Genomic DNA, 22820 nt, shown 5'->3' with positions numbered 1-22820 from the left:
GATCCAAACGGCACCGCTTAGGCGGAGGGTCGTAAGGATCTTTGACAACAGGTTGAACGTGCCAGTCGTGATGAAGACAGATAGCTTTGGCTTGAATCTTCTCACAACATAAGTCATCACGGATTTACTCCGTGGTGCTGCTAGATCAAGTCGACCTCCGTCGCTTAGATCTAGTGAACAGTTTCAAACGAGAGTTTGATCCTGGCTCAGAATCAACGCTGGCGGCGTGCCTAACACATGCAAGTCGAACGAGAAAGGGACTTCGGTCCTGAGTACAGTGGCGCACGGGTGAGTAACACGTGACTAACCTACCCTGGAGTGGGGAATAACTGAGGGAAACCTTAGCTAATACCGCATAATACCTACGGGTCAAAGGAGCAATTCGCTTCAGGAGGGGGTCGCGGCTGATTAGCTAGTTGGCGGGGTAATGGCCCACCAAGGCATTGATCAGTATCCGGCCTGAGAGGGCGCACGGACACACTGGAACTGAAACACGGTCCAGACTCCTACGGGAGGCAGCAGTGGGGAATTTTGCGCAATGGGGGAAACCCTGACGCAGCAACGCCGCGTGGAGGATGAAATCCCTTGGGATGTAAACTCCTTTCGATCGGGACGATTATGACGGTACCGGAAGAAGAAGCCCCGGCTAACTTCGTGCCAGCAGCCGCGGTAATACGAGGGGGGCAAGCGTTGTTCGGAATTATTGGGCGTAAAGGGAGTGTAGGCGGTTTTGTAAGTCGTGTGTGAAATCTTCGGGCTCAACCCGAAGTCTGCACACGAAACTGCAGGGCTTGAGTATGGGAGAGGTGAGTGGAATTCCTGGTGTAGCGGTGAAATGCGTAGATATCAGGAGGAACACCTGTGGCGAAAGCGGCTCACTGGACCATTACTGACGCTGAGACTCGAAAGCTAGGGGAGCAAACAGGATTAGATACCCTGGTAGTCCTAGCCCTAAACGATGACTGCTTGGTGTGGCGGGTACCCAATCCCGCCGTGCCGTAGCTAACGCGTTAAGCAGTCCGCCTGGGGAGTACGGTCGCAAGGCTGAAACTCAAAGGAATTGACGGGGGCCCGCACAAGCGGTGGAGCATGTGGTTTAATTCGACGCAACGCGAAGAACCTTACCTGGGCTCGAAATGTACAGGAATCCGGTGGAAACATCGGCGTCCCGCAAGGGACCTGTATATAGGTGCTGCATGGCTGTCGTCAGCTCGTGTCGTGAGATGTTGGGTTAAGTCCCGCAACGAGCGCAACCCTTACCTCCAGTTGCCATCATTCAGTTGGGCACTCTGGCGGAACCGCCTCGGATAACGGGGAGGAAGGTGGGGATGACGTCAAGTCCTCATGGCCTTTATGTCCAGGGCTACACACGTGCTACAATGGCCGGTACAAACCGTCGCAAAGCCGCGAGGTGGAGCTAATCGGAAAAAGCCGGCCTCAGTTCGGATCGCAGTCTGCAACTCGACTGCGTGAAGCTGGAATCGCTAGTAATCGTGGATCAGAATGCCACGGTGAATACGTTCCCGGGCCTTGTACACACCGCCCGTCACATCACGAAAGTGGGTCGTACTAGAAGCCGGTGGGCTAACCCGCAAGGGAGGCAGCCGTCCAAGGTGTGATTCATGATTGGGGTGAAGTCGTAACAAGGTAGCCGTAGGAGAACCTGCGGCTGGATCACCTCCTTTCTAAGAGAGAACGCTGTGGCGCTTAGCACTCCTTCCGCGAATGCGGAACGTCGAGAGACGTAGAGTGCGGCGGTCACACAACCTTTCCAGTCTCGACGTGAGTCGGGCTTGGAAAGAGTCCGGTTCAAGCCTTCTCTGACTATTCTGTTTCGCACGATGGTCCTGTCCGACGTAGTCGGACTGCACGTTCAACCTTGTCCTCGAAACCTTTTTGAATGGATGAGGAAATTCGCCCGGGAGTGCCAAGCCTGACGGACTTTACTGGGGCCTGTAGCTCAGTTGGTTAGAGCGCACCCCTGATAAGGGTGAGGTCGGTAGTTCGAATCTACCCAGGCCCACCAATTCAGCAGCATGTTCCGACGTAGTTGGGGCTGTAGCTCAGTTGGGAGAGCACCTGCTTTGCAAGCAGGGGGTCAACGGTTCGATCCCGTTCAGCTCCACCATCATCTATTCGCTGTATCCGGTTGGATATCCAGACTTGCGAGCCTGGGTATCGATCCGGAGACAGAGGTTGAATGGTTTATCAAGTTTAGCCGTTCAACTGGTTTCCAAGCCCTAGGGCTCAGGCATTTCGACATAGAAATGCATTGGATCTTTGACAACGAAATTGATTGGGTAATACAAGGCCGAGCACATTTTGGTTCGCCGGACTATTGCTTGACTTCTGATGTTTACATTGGCGGGTTGAGTGATGAGTTGCGGTGACTAGGAAAGTGTTCAAATGTAAGAAGAGTGTTCTTAAGGAGAAAACTCCGGCAACGCGTGAGCGTCCCGGAGATCTCAAGGCGAAAAATCAAGATTGACTTTGATCAGGACTGAAGTGATTCAGCACCCTGCGCTGGAGTTAATTCTATGGTCAAGCTACTAAGGGCGCACGGTGGATGCCTTGGCAGAGACAGGCGAAGAAGGACGTGGCAAGCTGCGATAAGCTTCGGGGAGCCGCACACAGGCGTTATATCCGAAGATCTCCGAATGGGGAAACCCTCCTGAGTAAACCTCAGGAACGGCCCGCTGAATACATAGGCGGGTACGAGCGAACCCAGGGAAGTGAACCATCTCAGTACCTGGAGGAAAAGAAAGAAACCTCGATTGCGAAAGTAGTGGCGAGCGAAATCGCATCAGCCCAAACCGTGAATATTTCGGTATTTGCGGGGTTGTAGGGCCAGCAACAGTAGAGTTACCAATCTGGTAGATAGTCGAATCCTCTGGAAAGTGGATCCATAGAGCGTGACAGGCGCGTAGGCGAAATCTATCCAGACTCGAAGCTGGTACCTGAGTAAGGCGGGGCACGTGAAACCCTGCTTGAATCCACGGGGACCATCCCGTAAGGCTAAATACTCGTCTCTGACCGATAGTGAACCAGTACCGTGAGGGAAAGGTGAAAAGCACCCCGTCGAGGGGAGTACAAAGTACCTGAAACCGTGTGCCTACAAGCAGTGGGAGGACTATGCCCGTAAGGGAATGTCTGACCGCGTGCCTATTGCATAATGAGCCGGCTAGTTATTCTTGTCAGCAAGGTTAAGCGTAAGCGAGCCGAAGCGAAAGCGAGTCTGAACAGGGCGTTCAGTTGGCAGGAATAGACGCGAAGCGGGATGATCTACCCATGGCCAGGTTGAAGGTGGGGTAACACCCACTGGAGGACCGAACCGGTGTTTGTTGAAAAAAGCTCGGATGAGCTGTGGGTAGGGGTGAAAGGCTAATCAAATTCCGTGATAGCTCGTTCTCTCCGAAATAGCTTTAGGGCTAGCCTCGGACGAATTGCACTGGTGGTAGAGAGATGGATGGACTAGGGGGCTTTCCGGCTTACTGAATCCAACCAAACTGCGAATGCCAGTGACAACATATCCGGGAGTCAGACAGTGGGGGCTAAGCTTCATTGTCGAGAGGGAAACAGCCCAGACCATCTGCTAAGGTCCCAAAGTTACAGTTAAGTGGGAAAGGAAGTCGGAACGCTCAGACAGCCAGGAGGTTGGCTTAGAAGCAGCCATCCTTTAAAGAAAGCGTAATAGCTCACTGGTCAAGCGGTCCGGTGCCGACAATACAACGGGGCTAAAACTGTACACCGAAGCAATGGATGCACACCTATGGTGTGCGTGGTAGGAGAGCATTCTCAACCGCTGCGAAGCCAGACCGAGAGGACTGGTGGAGCGTTGAGAAGAGACCCTGCCGGCATAAGTAGCGATAACGAAGGTGAGAACCCTTCGCGCCGAAAGTCTAAGGTTTCCTGAGGAAGGTTAATCCGCTCAGGGTTAGGCGGTCCCTAAGTCGAGGCCGAAAGGCGTAGATGATGGACATCCGGTTAATATTCCGGACCTCCCAATGTTCGTTTGACGATGGGGTGACGCAGAAGGATAATCGTGCCGCCATATGGCTATAGCGGTCGATGCGTGTGAAGCTGGTTCTGATAGGCAAATCCGTCAGGGCTTAACAGTGAGACGCAAAGCAGTCCCTTTTGGGGCTAAGACGATGATTCCACGCTGCCAAGAAAATCCTCTAAGGAGAACAAAGGGAACCGTACCCCAAACCGACACAGGTAGACGAGGAGAATATCCACAGGCGCTCGAGTGAAGGCTCGTTAAGGAACTCGGCAAATTAGATCCGTAACTTCGGGAGAAGGATCGCCCTCCGTAAGGAGGGTCGCAGTGAAGCGCGTACGGCGACTGTTTAACAAAAACACAGGTCTCTGCTAAGTCGAAAACGACGTATAGGGGCTGACACCTGCCCGGTGCTGGAAGGTTAAAAGGAGAGGTTAGCGCAAGCGAAGCTTTGAATTGAAGCCCCAGTGAACGGCGGCCGTAACTATAACGGTCCTAAGGTAGCGAAATTCCTTGTCGGGTAAGTTCCGACCTGCACGAATGGTGTAACGATCGTACGACTGTCTTAACGAGTTGCTCGGCGAATTTGTAGTACCGGTGAAGATGCCGGTTACCCGCAGCTAGACGGAAAGACCCCGTGCACCTTTACTACACTTTAACTATGGGTTATGACAATTGCTGCGCAGGATAGGTGGGAGGCTTTGATGCCAGGTTCTCGGACTTGGTGGAGCCAACGGTGAGATACCACCCTGCGATTGTTGTGATCCTAACCTCCTCCCGTGATCCGGGAGAGGGACATAGTTAGACGGGTAGTTTGACTGGGGCGGTCGCCTCCCAAAATGTAACGGAGGCGCGCGAAGCTACTCTCAGACTGTTTGGAAATCAGTCGTCGAGTGCAAAAGCATAAGAGTGGTTAACTGTGAGACCTACAAGTCGAGCAGGTGCGAAAGCAGGCTTTAGTGATCCGGTGGTTCTGTATGGAAGGGCCATCGCTCAACGGATAAAAGGTACGCCGGGGATAACAGGCTGATCGAAGCCAAGAGTTCATATCGACGCTTCGGTTTGGCACCTCGATGTCGGCTCATCGCATCCTGGAGCTGTAGAAGGTTCCAAGGGTTAGGCTGTTCGCCTATTAAAGCGGTACGTGAGCTGGGTTCAGAACGTCGCGAGACAGTTCGGTCCCTATCTGCTGTGGGCGTAGGAAATTTGAGGAGGGCTGTCCTTAGTACGAGAGGACCGGGATGGACGAACCTCTTGTGTTCCAGTTGTCTTGCCAAAGGCACGGCTGGGTAGCGAAGTTCGGTTGTGATAACCGCTGAATGCATATAAGCGGGAAGCACGCTCCAAGATGAGATTTCCCTGAAGGGCCCAGGAAGACCACCTGGTTGATAGGCTGGAGGTGGAAGTGCAGTAATGCATGTAGCTTACCAGTACTAATCGCCCGTTCGGCTTGTCCATAGAATTAACTCTGCGCAGAGATTGCGCTCTTGAGTTCTTCTTAAGGACAAACCAAGATTCTTCTTACCATCGTCCTTGTATTACCTAATCAATTTCGTTGTTTTGACAATATTTGGCGCCAGATTGCTGTATGCACCTGCCGCTCGCGAACGTGAAGAAACAGTCTGTAATGCGAGCTGATCAGTGTGCCTGGCTGCAGGGAAAACATCCTGCCAAGCGCCATCAAGTTTGCCGGCGACATTACCGCGAGGGATCACCCGTTCCCATCCCGAACACGGAAGTTAAGCCTCGTTGGGCCGATGGTACTGCATGGGTAACTATGTGGGAGATTAGGTTATTGCCGGCATTATTTCGACGAAAGGCCAGTCCATTGCGGACTGGCCTTTCGTGCTTTACGGGTACGTTTGTTTTTGGAGTTGCATGAGCTACGCGGTCAAAGAAATCTTCTATACCTTGCAAGGCGAGGGTGCGCAGGCTGGGCGGGCGGCAGTGTTTTGCCGATTCTCGGGCTGCAATCTCTGGTCGGGGCGGGAAGAGGATCGTGCTCAGGCTGTCTGCCGTTTTTGCGACACCGACTTTGTCGGCGTCAACGGCACGGGAGGTGGGAAGTTTACCTCTGCTGAGAAGCTCGCGGATGCTATCGAACGGGAGTGGCCTCTAGCACGTGATCTTCCATCTCGGCGCTTTGTTGTCTGTACTGGCGGGGAGCCGCTGCTGCAGCTGGACTCAGTTCTCATTGCGGCTCTGCATGAGCGTGGATTTGAGATTGCAGTTGAGACCAATGGCACAGTGATGGCTCCCGAGGGGATCGACTGGTTGTGTGTCAGTCCCAAGGCTGGTGCGAAGTTGGTGCAGACCTCCGGCGACGAATTGAAGCTGGTGTATCCGCAAACCGAAAATACGCCCGAGCAGTTTGGATCTCTGAACTTCCGACACCGTTTTCTGCAGCCAATGGATGTGGCTGACCCAGTGCAGAGGGCGCGGAATACAGAGCTTGCGATACGGTATTGCATGGAGCATCCGCAGTGGCGGCTGAGCGTGCAAAGTCACAAGGTTGTCGGAATTCGATAGAGGATATCGTGGAGTTATTCAAGCAGTTCAGTATCGAGGCGGCGCACTGGCTGCCCAACGTTCCGCCGGGACACAAATGCCGGCGAATGCATGGGCACAGCTTTCAGATTGAAGTGCATGTGTCCGGGCCTGTCGATGTCGAACTCGGCTGGGTCATGGATTTCGCCGAGATCAAGGCTGCCTTTACTCCGGTCGAAGAACAGATCGATCACTACTGCCTGAACGAAGTTCCCGGCCTCGAAAACCCGACCAGCGAGAATCTCGCCCGGTGGATCTGGACGCGACTGAAGCCAACGCTACCACTGCTTTCGAAGATCGTCATCCGCGAGACTTGCACCAGCGGCTGCGCCTACCGCGGCGAGTAATTCCCCGGCATTTCAAGAGGTGAGCATCGGTATCATTGCACTTGAGGATTCCTTGCGTGCGCCGAATTTTATGCCTGCCGTTGTTGTTAGCAATCACTGGATGTTCCGGCATGAGTGAGCCTGTTGCCGCTCCGCGGCATACCGCTGCCGAAGTTCTGCTGGTTTCAAACGCCAACAGCCCTATCTCGACCTCAATTGCCAGGGACTACGCTGCTCGGCGCGGCGTTACGAAGACTGTGGTGATTCGGTGTGCGGACTCCGCTGTCAGCACGGCGAATGAGACGATTTCGCTGGCCGATTACAACGCGCAGATTGGCGCGCCGGTTGCGGCTTATCTCAAGCAGCATCCTGAGATCAACTTCATCGTGCTGACCAAGGGTGTCCCGATCCGGGTCGACGGCGGCATTACCGGTTCGCGGCAGGAGTATACGACAGGGAACCTGCATCCTTCCGTCGACAGCTATCTGGCTGGCATCGACTACCCAATGATCAAGGATGCGAAGAAGATCAGCATTCACGGATCAGGGGCGGACGGATTTGCCTGGCTCAACCGCTACTGGAAGGCGGATGAGCCGTTCAGCCATGCGAAGTTCGGCGGCTATCTCGTCACACGGCTGGATGGGTTGACTGAGACGGATGCGAAGGCACTGGTGACTCGTTCGCTTGAGGCTCAGAAGTCGAAGGCTGCTGGCGGGAAGGTGCTCTTCGACGTCCAGCCCATCTTCACAATTGGCGACGTACCCAGCCAGCCGGTCGACGTGACAGGGAACATTCCGGATGAATCGCCCTATGGCACCTGGAACGCAGATATGGTCAAAGCTGCCGGCCTGCTGAAGGCGCGCGGCGTGCCGTGTGAGCTCGATTCGACGGAGACGTTCGTAGGCCAGCGGTCTGGGCTGCTCGGCTATTTCTCGTGGGGCAGCAACGATCCCAAGTTTACCCAAGCTGCTTACGATTCGCTAACCTTTGCGCCGGGGGCAATCGGCGACACGGCAGTTTCAACCAGCGCGCGGACGTTTCTGCCGACGACGGGCGGCCAGTCCCTGATCACGGTGCTGATTGCGCATGGAATCACCGGCGTGAAGGGCTATACGGACGAGCCGGAATTACAGGCCATTGCTTCGCCTTCGATCACGATGGACCGGTACACGCGCGGGTTTACGCTGGCGGAGAGCTTCTATGCCGGGTCGAGGTTTGTAGGCTGGGAAGATGTCGTCATCGGCGATCCGTTGGCGGTTGCGCCTGCTTTCATGATCACGGCTGCGAAATAGGGCGTCTATCGCCTGGGCTTAAGCCCCTCCTCTAAAACTGGCAAAATCACAGGCCTGAGTGCATCTGTTCCTCCGCTTCGCAGCCTCGAGTTTCATCTGGTAAAGCCAGTTGCCATTCTTCACAGCCAGCTTCCCAAAGACGGACGACCCGAGCGAATTCGTCATTTTCTCTCCTTGACAATCTAGGAGAGTCTCGCTACGCTCTCCTAGACGGTCTCACTGAGGCGGTCTAGGAGAGTTGTTCTTGAGCGATGCAGAAAAGCAGTTGGAGTTGTTGCAGGGCACGCTGGATCTGCTGATCCTGAAGGCGGTTTCGTTGGGGCCGCTGCATGGGTACGGAGTGCTGTTGCGGATTCAGCAGATCTCGAGGCAGACGCTGGTGATCCAGCAGGGGTCGCTCTATCCGGCGCTCTACCGGCTGGAGCATCAGGGCTTGATTGCCAGTGAATGGGGCGAGAGCGATAACAACCGCAAGGCCAAGTTCTACACGCTGACGACGGCTGGGCGGGTGCGGCTCGAAGACGAGACGGCGAAGTGGAATCGCATGGCCGGGATCATGGGAACCATCCTCACGGCCAAGACGGCCCCGGAGGGCGCATGAAGGCAGGGAATCGGGAACAGGGATCAGGGAACAGGCCGCTGCTACCAGGCCTATATCTCCTGCTGGTCCGGCTTATATCTGCGCCTCTGTCCTGGTGGCGGGCGATGACCGAGCGCGGACGGCTGGAGGCCGAAATGGAAGCTGAGCTGGCGGATCATGTTGAGCGGCGGACGGCCGATCTGATGCGCACGGGGTTGTCGGCAGCCGAAGCAACTCGGCGATCGCGCGTTGAACTGGGCTCTCCGGTAGTGCACAAGGACGGGATGCGCGCGTCGCTTGGACTTCGGCTGTGGGATGAGCTGGCGGCGGATGCGCGGTATGGCGCGCGCCGGTTGCGGCGGAGCCCAGGATTTACCGCAGTTGCGGTGGTTTCGCTGGCGCTGGCAATTGGGGCGAATACCACGATCTTTTCGATGGCCAAGCAGGTTCTGTATGAGCGGCTGGCCGTTCCCCATGCCGAGCAGTTGCGGCTGCTTGCCTGGAATGCAACGGCGAAGCATCGAGCGGTGCATAGCACTTGGGGAGAGTATGCAGTTCTTCCGAACGGCAGATTTTCGAGTTCATCGTTTTCGTATCCGGTGTATGAACAGCTTCACGCGCAGAGCCTGTCGCGTAATGGAGTGATGCACGAACTTTTCGCGTTCAAGGACATGACGGGCAATGCGACGATCGCGGGAGAGGCCCGACAAGCGGGTGGACAGTTGGTTTCAGGAGACTACTTTCGCCAGCTTGATGTGCGGCCAGCGCTGGGTCGGCTAATCACCGAGGCGGACGACGCATCGACCGCAGCGGGTGCAGTCGCTGTTCTCAGCTATGGGGTCTGGGAACGGGAGTACGGTCGTTCGCCTGCCGTTTTGGGGCAGACAGTCAAGCTCAACGAGGTTCCGCTGACGATCATTGGCGTCACTCCGAGAGAATTCACTGGAGCATACAGCACTTTGCAGTCGCCGGATTTGTTTGTGCCGATGGGGATGCAGCCGCTGGTGCGTCCGGACGGCAAGCACGCGTCTTTGCTCGCCAGCGATCAGGAATGGTGGGTCAATGTGATGGGGCGTCTGCGGCCGGATGTTGCGGAGCAGACTGCACTCGCGGTCCTCGACACGCAATTGAATGCTGCTGCGCGGTCAACTCTGCCGATTAGGCCGGATGAAGATCTGCCGCGCATGGAGATGCGTGATGGCAGCCGCGGCTTGTTCATGCAAGGCCGTAGCTTTGTGCAGCCGATGCGGGTGCTGCTGATGATGGTGGGACTTGTGCTGCTGCTAGCGTGCGCGAATATCGCCAACCTGATGCTGGCGCGGGGAACGCAACGGCAGCGGGAAATGTCGGTGCGGCTGGCTCTTGGCGCGAGCGGGGCGCGGATTGCTCGGCAGATGCTGGTGGAGAGTTTATTGCTAGCCATGCTTGGTGGGGCCGGTGGCACGGTGCTTGGGTACATCGGCAGCAATTTAGCTCCGAAGTTGGTGTCGTACGGCTGGCAGAGGAACGATTTTCAGGTCCATTTCGACTGGAAGGTTTGGATATTTACAGTCGGCATCACGCTCGCGACGGGCATTCTGTTTGGTCTTGCGCCGGCGCTGTCCGCCTCGCGGGTGAGGGTCGGAAACGGTTTGAAGGAGAGTTCGCAGTCTGTGACGCGGCGTCGGACGGGATGGGGCGGCCGGTCGCTGGTGGGATTTCAGATTGCGTTGTCCACGTTGCTGGTGGTTGGCGCGGGGCTGTTCTTGCGCACGCTGACCAGTCTCAACTCGGTGGATGTCGGCTTCCGCACCGATCATTTGCTGCTGGCGCAGGTTAGCCTGCCGCCGAAGGAATATCCGGCGGGGAAAGACGTCCAGTTCCACACACGCGTATTAACGGCGATTGCTGCCTTGCCTGGAGTGGAAGGCGTTTCGCCGGCGAGTTCGGCTTACATTGCGGGCAATTTCAACTCGACGGGTTTTCGCGTTGAGGGGGCGCGGTCAGGTAAGGATGCGGACTATAGCGAGAGCTACACGGTGGTTGGCAACGACTTTTTCTCCATGATGAGGATTCCGATTCTCGAGGGGCGATTGTTCGGGTCGCAGGATACGTCGACTTCGGGCAAGGTCGCCATCATCAATGCCAGTCTGGCTAAGGAAGTATTTCCGAATCTGAATCCGGTGGGCAGGCGCTTCTACAACAATGATGAGGGACCGATTCAGATTGTAGGCGTGTGCGGAGATACCCGTTATGCGAGCCTCCGCGACGAGCCACCACCGCAGTTCTTTCTGCCGTTTGTGCAGCAGACACATGTGAGCGGAAGCTGGACCTACGAGGTTCGGACGAAGACTGATCCCGAGTCGATTGTGCCTCTGATGCGCAAGGCGGTGCGGGATCTCGATCCGGATCTTCCGCTGATCAATGTGCGCACGCAGGAGCAGCAGATTGAAGCGACCACGCAGACGGAACGAACGTTTGTGGCTCTGACGACTGGATTCGGTGCGCTGGCGTTGGTTCTGGCGGCGGTTGGAATCTACGGTGTCATGGCGTATTCGGTGGCCAACCGGACGAATGAGATCGGGATTCGACTGGCACTGGGAGCACAGCAGCGGCAGGTGCTAACGATGGTGCTGAAGGAGGCGACTTGGATGTCGCTGACAGGGATCGTTGTCGGGCTTGGTGCGACGCTGATACTTGCGCGGCTGGTGAAGTCAATGCTGTACGGGTTACACGCAAATGATCCATGGAGTCTTGGGCTAGGCGCTGCGCTGTTGTTGCTGGTTGGGATTTCCGCCAGTTGGCTGCCTGCGCACCGCGCGGCATCGATTGAGCCGATGGAGGCGCTGCGCTGTGAATAAAGCAGGGAATAGGGAACAGGGATCAGGGAACAGGCCGCTCGTCAGGCGGCTGTATCTCGCGCTGGTGCGATCAGTATCTGCGCCGCGCTCCTGGTGGCGGGCGATGCGTGAGCGGGACCGGTTCGAGGCGGAGATGGAGACTGAGCTTGCCGACCATCTGGAATGCCTGACTGCCGATCTGGTGCGGGCTGGGTTCAAGCCTGCGGATGCCAAACGCCGGGCGCGCATTGCGCTGGGCTCAACAGTGGTGCACAAGGATGCTATGCGCGGATCGCTGGGACTGAAGGTTTGGGATGACTTGTTCGCGGATGTTCGCTATGCTGGCCGGCGTTTGCGGCGGAGTGTTGGTTTTACCGCCGTGGCGGTAATTTCGCTGGCGATGGCCATTGGCGCGAACACGACGATCTTTTCGCTGGCCAAGCAGTTGCTCTATGAGCGGCTGGCGGTTCCGCACCCAGCAGAGCTTCGGTTGCTGGCGTGGAACGCGACGGAAAAACATGGCGCTGTCCACCACATCTGGGGTGACTACAACAATCTTGGTCATGGCAGGATCGGGAGTTCCTCGTTCTCCTATCCCGCCTATGAGCGGCTGCGGACTTTGAATCGCAGCGGGAACGGCGATTTCCAGGACCTGTTTGCGTTTAAGGAAACGGGCATGAATGCGACTGTCGCCGGGTTGGCCCAGCAGGGGCAAGTGGAGATGGTCTCTGGCAATTACTACTCGGTGCTGAATGTCAAGCCGGTGTTGGGCCGTGCGATCACGGCATCCGACGATGCGCAGCAGGGGCAGGGCGCCGTGGCGGTGATGAGCTACGGGATGTGGCAGCGGGCATTCGGTGGCGCGGCTTCGGCGATCGGGCAGGTGATCAAGCTGAACGATGTGCCGCTGACGATTGTAGGCGTGAATCCGAAGGGATTTACCGGGGCAAAAGGGACACAGCAATCTCCCGACTTCTTTGTGCCAATTTCGATGCAGCCGTTGATCTATCCGCGCGGTGAGAACGGTTCGGTACTCACGGATCCGAAGGTCTGGTGGATCAATGTCATGGGCCGGATTCGGCCCGGTGTTTCGACTGAGTCGGCGCAGTCGGTGCTGGACGGCCAGCTCAGCGCTGTGGTGCGGGCAACCATGCCGCTGCGTCCGAACGAGGATCTGCCGCGCATGGATCTGCGCGATGGCAGCCGCGGGCTGTTCAACCAGGAGCGTACCTTTGCCAAGCCGATGGCTGTGCTGCTGACCATGGTGGGGTTTGTGCTACTCCTGGCGTGCGCGAATATCGCCAACCTGATGCTGGCGCGGGGATCACAGCGGCATCGCGAAATGTCTGTTCGGCTGGCGCTTGGCGCGGGACGATTGCGGATCGCCCGGCAGATGCTGGTCGAGAGCCTGATGCTGGCCTGCCTGGGTGGACTGGGCGGCTTGGTGGTGGGCTTTATCGGCGGCAATCTTGTTCCCAAGCTCACGCAAAGCGCGTGGGAGCACAGCGATTTTCAGATTCACTTCGACTGGCTGGTGTTCGCTTTCACTGCCGGGATCACCCTGGTGACGGGAGTGCTCTTTGGACTGGCTCCGGCCTTTGCCGCGGCCCGGGCGAAGGTGAGCAGCGGGTTGAAAGAGAGTTCGCAGTCGGTAACGCGGCGGCGAAAAGGCTGGGGTGGCCGCTCGCTGGTCGGATTTCAGATCGCCCTCTCGACGCTGCTGGTAGTTGGCGCGGGGTTGTTCCTGCGCACGCTGGCCAGCCTGAATGCCGTGAATGTGGGCTTCAGGACCGACCATCTCTTGCTCGCGGAGATTGAGGCTCCAACAAAGCTGTATCCGGCGGGCAAAGACATCGCGCTGCATACGCGCATCCTGCAGGCCATGGCGGCCACGCCGGGGGTGGACGCGGTTTCGCCGTCATGGATGGTGTACATCGCCGGGAATATGAACAGTACGAACTTTATCCCGGAAGGCACGGTTGAGGAAAAAGACAAGGACAATAGCGAGGTCTATAACGTCGTGGGGAACAACTTCTTTTCCATGATGCAGATTCCGATTCTCGAAGGGCGGTCGTTCGGATCGCAGGATACAGGGACTTCGGCCAAGGTGGGCATCATCAATGCGGCGCTGGCCAAGGCACGGTTTCCAAATCAGAACCCCATTGGCAAGCGCTTCACCAACGACGGCGGCGACAGCGACGGTCACGGGATGAAGAAGGACAAGGAGTGGGTCACGGTCGTAGGAATTTGCGGCAATACGCACTACAACAACCTCCGCGAAGAGCAGCCTCCGCCGCAGTTCTTTCTGCCCTTTGTGCAGCAGAAGGAGGTCGGCGGCAGCCTGGACTATTTCATCTCCACGCGGATGCAGCCGGAGGCCATTGTGCCGTCACTGCGCAAAGCAGTGCAGCAGATCGACCCCGACCTGCCCCTGACCGATGTACATACGCAGGAGCAGCAGATCTATGAAGAGACGCAACAAGAGCGGATCTTTGTTGCCATGACTTCGAGCTTCGGGATGCTGGCCCTGGCGCTGGCTTCGGTGGGCATTTACGGGATCATGGCTTACTCAGTCTCAAACCGGACCAACGAGATCGGCATCCGGCTGGCGCTGGGAGCGCAGCCCCGGCAGGTGCTTGCAATGATCCTGCGGGAGGCGACGTGGATCTCGCTGGCAGGGGTGACTGTCGGACTCGGTGCGGCTCTGCTGCTGGCGCGGCTGGTGAAGACCATGTTGTACGGGCTGGAGCCCTGGGACCCGGTGAGCCTGATTTCGGGTGCGGCGATTCTGCTTGCGGTGGGTCTCGCGGCCAGCTGGATTCCAGCGCGGAGGGCGGCTTCTGTGCAGCCGGTCGAGGCGCTTCGGCACGAGTAACGACGGCAGCTGTTGAAGGCGCTTAGTCCGTAAGCGCCACGCAGCCGATCGAGAACAGCAGGCCTTTGGGCAGCGGTACGTTCATGGTCATACGCGCCGGCGGAGAGGCAGAGAAGTATTCTGTATAGAGTTCGTTCACAAATCCGAAATCGCTGATATTGACGATCAGGACGGTCGTGTTCACAACGCGGTCCATGCTGCTGCCACCGGCTTTGAGGACCTGTTCCAGGTTCTTGAAGGCTTGGCGCGCCTGCTCCGCAAAAGTTGGCCCGGCGGCTTCGCCTGTCTCCGGATTCACGCCCGGCTGTCCTGAAACGAAGAGAAATCCGTTGGCCCGGACAGCTTGTGAGTAGGGGCCGATGGTCTTGATGCCCGGGACTTCTACGATCTCCGGCTTGGTCATCGGGCTGCTCCTGCGAACTGTTAGGTGCGGCTAGGCGTCGGAACGTACGAATGCGATTGCGTGGTGCCGTCGAGGATGGGGAGTGTAGGCAGTGCGCCCGCGTCCTTGGCTTCCTTCACGATGATGTCGAGGTGCTCGAGGACTTCCTCGGTGGTCATCGCATACATCTCGCGGCTGGCGTCGTAGCCCTCTTCGATGATGGACTTCAGGTAGTGTCCGGCGATCTGCGCGGCGAGATAGTCGGTGATGACCTTGCCGGTGCGCTTCTTCTGCTCGACCCAGGCGTTGAGCGGCATGGCGATCCACATGGGGTGGCCGTTCACTTCGTAGCGCACGTCGACAGCATCGGCGTGGCGGGTGGCGATGGCTACGATGTTGGCTTTCCAGACGCAGTGGAGGGCTTCGCCTGTCCAGCGGTCGGTTACTTGGAAGTCTTCATACATGCACTTAGCCTAACGGGTTGGGCTGCTTGGAGCAAGCTCGGTTTCCGACTACAGGTCCGTCTGCGAAAGCAGAGTTTCTTCCGGCAGGTCTGTCGGGCTGGAGAAGTTGATGCTGTAACCGTCTGGATCGTGGAGGAAGACTTCCCAGTTGGAGTTGCCGACCTGCGGCTCCCTGCCCGCAATGCCGCGCTCAAGCGCCTGGCGATAGATGGCGATGGCGTCGCGGCACTGGAAGTAGAGAGCAGAGCCGCTGCCGAGTTTGCCTGCTTTGGCGAGCCGTTCCGGCGTGCCGCCCGTGCCTTCCTGCAGCATGAGCGGGGCAGTACCCAGCTCCATCCAGACCCAGCGCATATGGCCGTCAGGAATCCAGCGGTTCTTGATTTCGAAGCCGAGGCCATCGACGTAGAACTTCAGCGATTGTTCCATGCTGGTGACCATCAGCAGGGCGGCAACTCCGGTGACGTTGGGTTTGGGTTGTTCTTCCATCGCAAGTCCTCTCCGGAGGTGATTGTGCGGCAATTCGCGACCAGTGTACAGGAGGAATTGTCATGGAAGTTCGTCATGGGAATCGGTCATCTATGATGGCTTTGTTCGATAGCGCGCCTGAAACAGTTGCCTGGCATCCGTCGGCGACTTTGGCGAGATGAGGCAGATCGATTGTCAATTTCTGGAAACAAAGATCTAACCCGCCGCAACTTGCTCAAGAGCGCCGCTCTGCCGGCTGCGGCATCTTTTCTCCTCCCTCAGACCGGCTTCAGCGCCGCAGCGGCACCAGGGGAGCAGGGAAGTCTCGTTCTGCCAGTTCTTTCACAGCCGGAGATGGTGATCGCCTATGTGGGCGATACGGAAGCTGCTCGGCAAAGCTTATTGCGCAGTGGCAACGAATGGACGGGCGTCGGTGGGGTCCGTGTCAGCTTCCTTCCGGGGGCGCGGCAGGCTGCGGTTTCGCTGGAGTCTCCGTCGCAGCCGGTGCAGCGAATTCACCTTCGCTGGAAGCACAGCTTTCCTTCCGGCGTTCTGGCACTGGGCGATGCATGGGAGCGCAGCTATGGCGATCTCGAATGGCGGCCGCTGCAGGCCGAACGCGTCATGCCGTGGTACGCAATGCTTCACAGCGGAGAGCGGACGGCGGGAGTCGGGGTGAAGACCGGCGCTGCATCCTTCGCCTTCTGGCAGGTGGACCCGGCTGGAGTCTCGCTGTGGCTGGACGTTCGCAATGGCGGCAATGGCGTGCAGTTGGGCAAGCGCCAGCTCGCGGCTGCCACGATTGTGACTTACAGCGGCGCTGCGGGCGAAAGCGCCTTTGCCGCCACACGCGGCCTGTGCCGGGCGATGGCTGAGGGAACGAAGGTTCCGGCGAAACGCGGCGCGAGCTCCGTCGACCTGATCTATGGCAGCAATGACTGGTACTACGCCTACGGGCGGAATACCCATGAGGGCCTTCTACGCGACGCGGACCTGGTCAAGTCGGTGGCCCCATCGGGCGGAGAAAAGCCGTTTACCGTCATCGATGATGGCTACCAGGATCCTGCTCGCTTTCCCAGCCTGGCAAAGCTCGCGGAGGATATTCGCAGCCGCGGCGTGCTGCCGGGCATCTGGATCCGCCCTTTACGGGCTCCAGCAACGGCGGGCAAAATCCTGCTGCCTGCGGCGCGATTTGCAGGTGATCCATCGCCAGCCTACGACACGACCATTCCCGAGGGGCTGGAGGCTGCAGCTGCCGTGGCAACCGAGGCATGCGGCTGGGGCTTCGACCTGATCAAGCACGACTTTACGACCTTTGAATTGTTCGGCATGTGGGGCAGCCAGATGGGTGCGTCCCCAACGCACGGCAACTGGCATTTCAATGACCGCACGGTGACCAATGCCGAGGTCGTGACGGCCTTATACCGAAGGCTTCGCAAGGCCTGTGGAGAGGACCGGATCATTCTCGGATGCAACACGGTTGGGCATCTTTCCGTGGGGGAATTCGACGCTTCGCGAACCGGCGATGACGTGAGCGGCAAGGAGTGGGAACGGACGCGGCGGACCGGAGTCAACACGCTGGCGTTCCGGCTTCCGCAGCACAAGGTCTTTCATTCGATCGACGCGGACTGCGTTGCTCTGACCCCGGAAGTACCCTGGTCAATGACCCGGCAGTGGCTGGACGTGGTTGCGAAGAGTGGCAGCGTGCTGCTCATCTCGCCCGATCCGAAAGCCGTAGGGGATGAGCAGCGGACAGCGCTCAAAGAAGCGTTCGCCCGCTATGTTCACCGGCCCGCGAGCGAGCCTGCGGACTGGCTGGAGACGAGGACGCCGCAGACCTGGCGGTCCGCCGGTGCACCCGAGAGCTATGACTGGATCCTGCCTGAGGGCGAAAGCCCTTTCCCGATCGGGGTACAGCGCGGACCAGAGTAGAACGCATCCATCCCGCTATGCGAGCAATTTCTCGAAGTAGCGAACGGTCTTGGCGCCGTTGTGGATGGCTGCCTGGCCGATTTCGACAAAGCCCATGTTGGCGTGGAATGCGTCGGAGGCAGGGTTGGGGGGATCCAGGTTGACTTCGCAGACGACGCGCGTCTGGCCGGCCTGCTGGGCGAACGTGAACAGATCTTCGTACAGCAGGCGGGCGAAACCGTTGCCCCGGGCTGATGCTGCGACGATGACTCGGTCGACATAGACGAAAGAGTCGAACCTCGCCTTGAACCAGGCGAAATTGGGGTTCACGTACTGTGCGTCCTGATCGAGGGCGATCAGCAGCGCGGTTGCGCCTGAGGCGATGCCTCGCGCATAGACTGCCATGTCGAGCAGTGATTTCATCCCCGCCAGGTCCAGCTCGGAGGTTTCCTTGGCGTGGGCGTTATTCAGACCGAGTGCGACGGCGGGGTCGAGCGGACCGGGATGAACGATCGTAGGCATGCTCTTACTGTACGGGGACAGGATGCGAAGGGATGCGCGCCGTGCGGTGGAGACGATCGCAGCAGAGCGCGCAAGTGTTGGCGACGATGTTGTGAATACCGAGCGCGCGATGAAATGCCGAGCCTAATCCGCGGAGCGGTTGGTGACGGCAACGCGGAAGTACGGTTTGTCTTTTTCTGCCGGGTCTTGTTGATAGGTTTGCTCGGTCTTGCTGGGGTCGTAGTCGCGCCAGAGCCAGATCATGGATTCCGGAAACTCAGCTGCGCCCTGGCCGGAGTTATGTGTGCCTTTCCCGAAGCTGAAGTGGAAGTCGTAGTCGCCGAGCTTGAGGGCGTTGGCCATGCGCAGGTTGGCCAAAGGCCATGAGCCGAAGTTGGGGTTTTCCATGTCGTTTGCTCCGTCCTGCAGCCAGATGCGGATGTTGCGGTGGGGTTCGCGGATGACCTTGTCGGGGTAGTCCTGGCCGCCCTCGGTGATCTCCGGGTGTTCGTGCCACTGGATGCTGGTGAAGCTGCCGATCCAGGTGAGTACGCGGCTGAACTGATCCGGCATCTGCCAGGCGGCATTGAAGGAGCAGATACCGCCCGAAGATGCGCCAGTAATGGCGCGGCTGTAGGCGTCAGGACGGAGGTTGTACTGCTTGCCGACGTCGGCAAGGATCTCGTCGCGGAGGAACCGGACGTAGCGGTCGCTCACAGTGTCATAGAGCGTGCTGCGCATGGCGTCGTCGAGGGTGCGTTTGAAGTGGTCCGCGTGGGTTTTCACGCCTTTGTATGTTTCGGTGCCTGGAGCATCCGCGATGCTGCCGGGATTGATGAAGACACAAATCATCACCGGGATTTTCTTCTCGGCGATGAGGTTATCGATGACCGAGAGGATGCCGTGTTCCCACGGGCCGTTGGCTTTGCGCGTGGCATAGGGCTCGCCGTCCTGGAAGACCATCAAGGCTGCAGGTATCTTGGGGTCGTACTGGGCGGGGACGTAGATCCAGTAATTGCTCTTCATGCCCTCGTAGATTTTGCTGGTGTGGGTGATCTTTTCGGATAGCTTGCCCGAGGGGACGCCGGGCTGCAGATAAGACAGTGGACCAAAGGCAGCCATGTCCAGACTTCCGCCGAATTCTTTACCGTCGACCAGGTAATGGAAGGCGTGATTTTTGCCTGTTTCGGCAATGTGGGTGGTGGCGTACCAGAGCTTCTGCTGCTGGCCGGCTGGTGTCGCAGACTGCATCGCGGCGACCTTGCCGGGTGAGACGGGCTGCGTGGCGATGCCGGGAGTCTTATCGTCGAGGATCAAGGTGGGCTCGGTTGCGGATTCGACTGCGAAAAAGATGTCCGGACTCTGGCTTATCCACGCTGTGCCTTCTTTGAGATCCTTGGCCGCAAAGGTGGCGCGGATTGCGCTTTCCAGCGGCGCGTCCTTGGCGGTGGAGAGATGGATGAGTTCCGGTGCGGTTAGCTTGGACGGAGCCGATGCTTGAAACGCCATCATTGGCAGCGGGGTCAGCAGTAGAAGGAATGCCAGTTTCTTCATAGACTGCCCAATATACAGGACTTGTATTTCGACGCGCTGATGTTCATTTACGAACAGGGAAGTTGCGGTTTCGGACAATGTTCCCGGTTTGGCCGCTGCGAGTTGGCGGCTAACTGTATGGCAGATTGGGAGTTATAGAGGTATTCAATTTGGCCGATGAGATGCTTCTACTTACGGCGAACATTCCCGTCCGGGAGGCCGTTTATGCGTTCGCTTCTGCAGAACCTGCGCTTTGCGCTTCGCCAACTCCGCAAGTCACCGGGATTTACCTTTACGGCGATTCTTTCGCTGGCGCTGGGGATAGGCGCGACGACTGCGGTCTTCAGCGTGGTGTATGCCATCCTGATGAACCCGTACCCCTATGCCAATCCTGACCGGATGGTGCATCTGCGGATACTGCAACCGGACGGCGGAAATAGCGGCTTTGGGATGACGGCGTCGCAGTGGCAGGTGCTGCGCAAGTCGCCAGTGGTCGAGGATGCCTTTCTAACCGACCAATGGAATCTGACGGTGACGGGAAGCGACTTCCCGGAGGATGTCGGCGCGGATTATGTCTCCTCGAATACGTTCAACTTTATGGGCGTTCCGCCTGCGCTTGGACGGCTGATCCAGCCCTCCGATGCGGTGGACGGGCAGGATCCTCAGCCCGTGGTCGTGCTGAGCTACAAGTTCTGGCAGCGGCACTTCAATGGCGACCCGGCAGTGCTGGGTAAGACGCTGCAGATGGTGCGGAAGAACTACACGGTGGTTGGCGTGGCGGCGCCGCGGTTTACCTGGGATGACGCCGATGTGTATCTGGCCAAGAAGATCACGCAGGACCAGAAGCTGGGCTATTACGTTGGCGTTCGGCTGAAGCCGGGCGTAACCCACGCGCAGGCCGATGCGGCGCTGCAGCCGCTGATTCAGCAGTTCGCCAAGCTGACACCGGACCATTATCCCAAGGGCGAGATCCGCTTTCACGTGGTCGGGCTAAACGAAGACTTTGTCCAGAAGCTGGGCGGGACGCTTTACCTGCTGTTTACCGCAGTAGCTCTGCTGCTGCTGATTGGGTGTGGGAATGTGTCGATTCTGCTACTGGCGCGGGGAACGGCGCGGCAGCACGAATTCGCAATCCGTTCGGCGGTGGGGGCGAGCCGCCGGCGGATGGTCTGGCAGTTGCTGACGGAGTCGTTGCTGCTGTCGATGACGGGCGCGGCGATGGGGATCGGGCTGGCTTACGTTGCGCTGGACAAGATTGTGGCGACGCTCCCTGAAAACGCGTTCCCGCATGAGGCAGCGATTCATATCAACCTGCCGGTCCTTGGGTTTGCCGTGGTGATCGCGCTCCTAACCGGGGTATTGTTTGGCCTTTGGCCTGCGCTGGAATTTTCGCGACCTGAGGTGAGCCAGATGATGCAGGCCGGCACGCGCAAGGTGGCTGGCAGCGTTGCTGGGCGGAGGACCCTGAGTTCGCTGATCGGCGCGCAGATCGCGCTCACGCTGCTGATGCTGGCCGGGGCAGGCGCGGCGCTTGAGGGGTTCGTAAAGCTGGCGACGGTGCATCTCGGGTACGACCCGCACAACATCATGTCGGTCGGAATCCCGGTCCACGAAGGAGCATATGGAACGTGGGAGTCACGAAGAGCTTTCTTTGAACTGTTGCGGCAGAAGATCGGCGAGACACCCGGCGTAACGATGGCTGCGGTTTCATCGAATGCCACTCCGCCGAACAATGGTTTTGGCACGACCATGGAAATTCTCGGCAAGCCCGCTTTGACGGAGCAGAAGATCCGGGTAAACATCGTGAGCGAAGGTTATTTCCCCGCGCTCCGCATTAAGCTCGCGCAGGGACGAATCTGGGATGAGGCAGAGAACCATAACGGCGCCACGGTGGCTGTGATCAATCAGGCGCTGGCGAAGCAGTATTTCCCAGCCGGCGATGCCATTGGGCGGTCGATCAAGATCGAACCGGTAACGGAGGCGTTGCCGTACCGAGTCGTTGCGCCCTCTATGAAGGAGCAGGGCGGCGCTCCGTGGCTGCGGGTCATTGGAGTGATCGAGGACAAGCTGGATGACGGCCTCGACAAGCCGGTTAAGCCGGAGATTTTCGTGCCGTTCACGCTGGTGCTTGGAACCTATACCCAGGTTCTGGTGCGGTCGGAGGTATCGCCGCTGACGCTGCTGCATTCGATCCGCAAGCAGGTCAGTGCGGTGGACGCGGACCAGCAGACCAACGGCAACGTTCGCGATCTGGATCACTGGATTTCGACGCAGCCGGAGTATGAGCAGGGGCAGTTCATCTCCTGGCTCTTCGGGGCGTTTGCTGTGCTCGCGCTGATGCTGGCGGCGGTTGGGTTGTACTCAGTGGTTTCCTATTCTGTCGCGCAGCGAACCAATGAGTTTGGCATTCGGATGGCGCTGGGCGCACCGCGTGGGCATGTGCTCAACATCGTCTTCTACTCCGTGGTGGCAAGTGTGGGCGGCGGTGTCGCGGCGGGCCTGGTGTTGGCGTTTGCGCTAAACAAAGTGCTGGCGCAGTGGGCTGAGGGGAGTTCGCGGGATATTGGCGTGCTGGCTGCGGCGACGGCGTTGTTGGCGTTGGTGGCTGCGGTGGCTTGTGTAATTCCGGCGCTTCGGGCTTCGCGGGTGGATCCGATGACGGCGCTGCGGTACGAGTAGACGTCGATTGGTAAGGGCCGATTCTCACGACACGGAATTACAGGCGGCAGGAATTTACTCCCACTGATTTCGACCGGAAGATGTGTTCGATTTTGGCATTTTTGTTTCGCAAGGCCTTCTTAGACTGGTGGAGTAACAAGGGCCCTGTTGCAAGCTGTTCGTAGTCGCAGGTCTGACTACCTGAAAGGTCTTATCCGCGGAAAAACTCACCTCTTGAATGGTCGGGTGAATGGACCCGGGAACTCATGCCCGGATAGCGTTTCTTGCTATTTTCCTAAGCTCCAGCAATGGATGCAGAAGGCACGCGGTGTGGATGACCGTAGGTAGTCAGGTTTGCGATTCCAGCTTACCGGCGACAGAGAAAGAGCGCTGCGATGGACGCTCCTGAAGCGCCCCTGTTAGACTGATAGGGTTGTACCGGCTGTGCCTGCATCGCCTCCGCTGTG

Annotated in this window: 13 protein-coding genes, 2 tRNA genes and 3 rRNA genes; 13 read left to right on the top strand and 5 right to left on the bottom strand. The window is 58.3% G+C overall.

Annotation, left to right across the window (positions count from 1 at the left end; all coding sequences use genetic code 11):
* Nucleotides 1-183: 183 nt before the first annotated feature.
* From AC5S27_RS17455 to AC5S27_RS17405, 11 genes are all read left to right on the top strand, one after another.
* Nucleotides 184-1685 (top strand): 16S ribosomal RNA (locus tag AC5S27_RS17455).
* A 264-nt stretch (nt 1686-1949) separates the two neighbouring features.
* Nucleotides 1950-2026 (top strand) — tRNA-Ile (locus tag AC5S27_RS17450).
* A gap of 26 nt (nt 2027-2052) precedes the next feature.
* Nucleotides 2053-2128 (top strand) — tRNA-Ala (locus AC5S27_RS17445).
* A gap of 411 nt (nt 2129-2539) precedes the next feature.
* A 23S ribosomal RNA gene (locus AC5S27_RS17440) occupies nt 2540-5458 on the top strand.
* A 230-nt stretch (nt 5459-5688) separates the two neighbouring features.
* Nucleotides 5689-5804: ribosomal RNA gene (rrf, locus tag AC5S27_RS17435) — 5S ribosomal RNA — on the top strand.
* The 16S, 23S and 5S rRNA genes sit together here with 2 tRNA genes alongside, the layout of an rRNA operon.
* Before the next feature lie 74 nt (nt 5805-5878).
* The gene (gene queE, locus AC5S27_RS17430) at nt 5879-6529 is read left to right on the top strand and encodes a 7-carboxy-7-deazaguanine synthase (protein WP_493935842.1); all 651 of its coding nucleotides are present in this window, start codon (nt 5879-5881) and stop codon (nt 6527-6529) included.
* An 8-nt stretch (nt 6530-6537) separates the two neighbouring features.
* Nucleotides 6538-6894, top strand: coding sequence for a 6-carboxytetrahydropterin synthase QueD (gene queD, locus AC5S27_RS17425; RefSeq protein WP_493935841.1), 357 nt, complete (start codon nt 6538-6540; stop codon nt 6892-6894).
* Nucleotides 6895-7004: 110 nt separating this feature from the next.
* The gene (locus AC5S27_RS17420; protein WP_493935840.1) at nt 7005-8165 is read left to right on the top strand and encodes a TIGR03790 family protein; all 1161 of its coding nucleotides are present in this window, start codon (nt 7005-7007) and stop codon (nt 8163-8165) included.
* A gap of 244 nt (nt 8166-8409) precedes the next feature.
* Nucleotides 8410-8766 (top strand): PadR family transcriptional regulator, encoded by a 357-nt coding sequence (locus AC5S27_RS17415; RefSeq protein WP_493935839.1) that lies wholly within the window; start codon nt 8410-8412, stop codon nt 8764-8766.
* Nucleotides 8763-11585, top strand: a complete 2823-nt coding sequence (locus AC5S27_RS17410) for an ABC transporter permease (protein WP_493935838.1) — start codon at nt 8763-8765, stop codon at nt 11583-11585. The genes AC5S27_RS17415 and AC5S27_RS17410 overlap by 4 nt, the downstream gene beginning before the upstream one ends.
* Nucleotides 11578-14439, top strand: a complete 2862-nt coding sequence (locus AC5S27_RS17405; protein WP_493935837.1) for an ABC transporter permease — start codon at nt 11578-11580, stop codon at nt 14437-14439. Before AC5S27_RS17410 ends, AC5S27_RS17405 begins: the two co-directional genes overlap by 8 nt.
* 22 nt (nt 14440-14461) lie before the next feature.
* Here the strand turns inward: AC5S27_RS17405 and AC5S27_RS17400 are convergent, their stop codons facing one another.
* From AC5S27_RS17400 to AC5S27_RS17390, 3 genes are read right to left on the bottom strand one after another with little or no spacing between them, the layout of a single operon-like run.
* Nucleotides 14462-14842, bottom strand: a complete 381-nt coding sequence (locus AC5S27_RS17400; RefSeq protein WP_493935836.1) for a RidA family protein — start codon at nt 14840-14842, stop codon at nt 14462-14464.
* Nucleotides 14843-14862: 20 nt separating this feature from the next.
* Nucleotides 14863-15285: a hypothetical protein gene (locus tag AC5S27_RS17395; RefSeq protein WP_493935835.1), complete on the bottom strand. Its 423-nt coding sequence runs from the start codon at nt 15283-15285 to the stop codon at nt 14863-14865.
* Nucleotides 15286-15333: 48 nt separating this feature from the next.
* Complete coding sequence (locus tag AC5S27_RS17390; RefSeq protein WP_493935834.1) at nt 15334-15771, bottom strand: VOC family protein; 438 nt, start codon at nt 15769-15771, stop codon at nt 15334-15336.
* A 171-nt stretch (nt 15772-15942) separates the two neighbouring features.
* On the opposite strand from AC5S27_RS17390, the gene AC5S27_RS17385 reads away from it, so the two are divergent.
* Nucleotides 15943-17682, top strand: coding sequence for an alpha-amylase family protein (locus AC5S27_RS17385; protein ID WP_493935833.1), 1740 nt, complete (start codon nt 15943-15945; stop codon nt 17680-17682).
* Nucleotides 17683-17697: 15 nt separating this feature from the next.
* Here AC5S27_RS17385 and AC5S27_RS17380 read toward each other — a convergent pair whose 3' ends face one another.
* Nucleotides 17698-18183, bottom strand: a complete 486-nt coding sequence (locus AC5S27_RS17380; RefSeq protein WP_493935832.1) for a GNAT family N-acetyltransferase — start codon at nt 18181-18183, stop codon at nt 17698-17700.
* 123 nt (nt 18184-18306) lie between these two features.
* On the bottom strand, nt 18307-19716 hold the full coding sequence (locus AC5S27_RS17375; protein ID WP_493935831.1) for an alpha/beta hydrolase: 1410 nt from the start codon (nt 19714-19716) through the stop codon (nt 18307-18309).
* 204 nt (nt 19717-19920) lie between these two features.
* On the opposite strand from AC5S27_RS17375, the gene AC5S27_RS17370 reads away from it, so the two are divergent.
* Nucleotides 19921-22374 (top strand): ABC transporter permease, encoded by a 2454-nt coding sequence (locus AC5S27_RS17370; protein ID WP_493935830.1) that lies wholly within the window; start codon nt 19921-19923, stop codon nt 22372-22374.
* The last annotated feature ends 446 nt before the right edge of the window (nt 22375-22820 follow it).

It is taken from the genome of Acidicapsa borealis (assembly GCF_059115245.1).
Note: the sequence above shows the minus strand (reverse complement) of the source record. Positions and strands in the feature narration are given on the sequence as shown.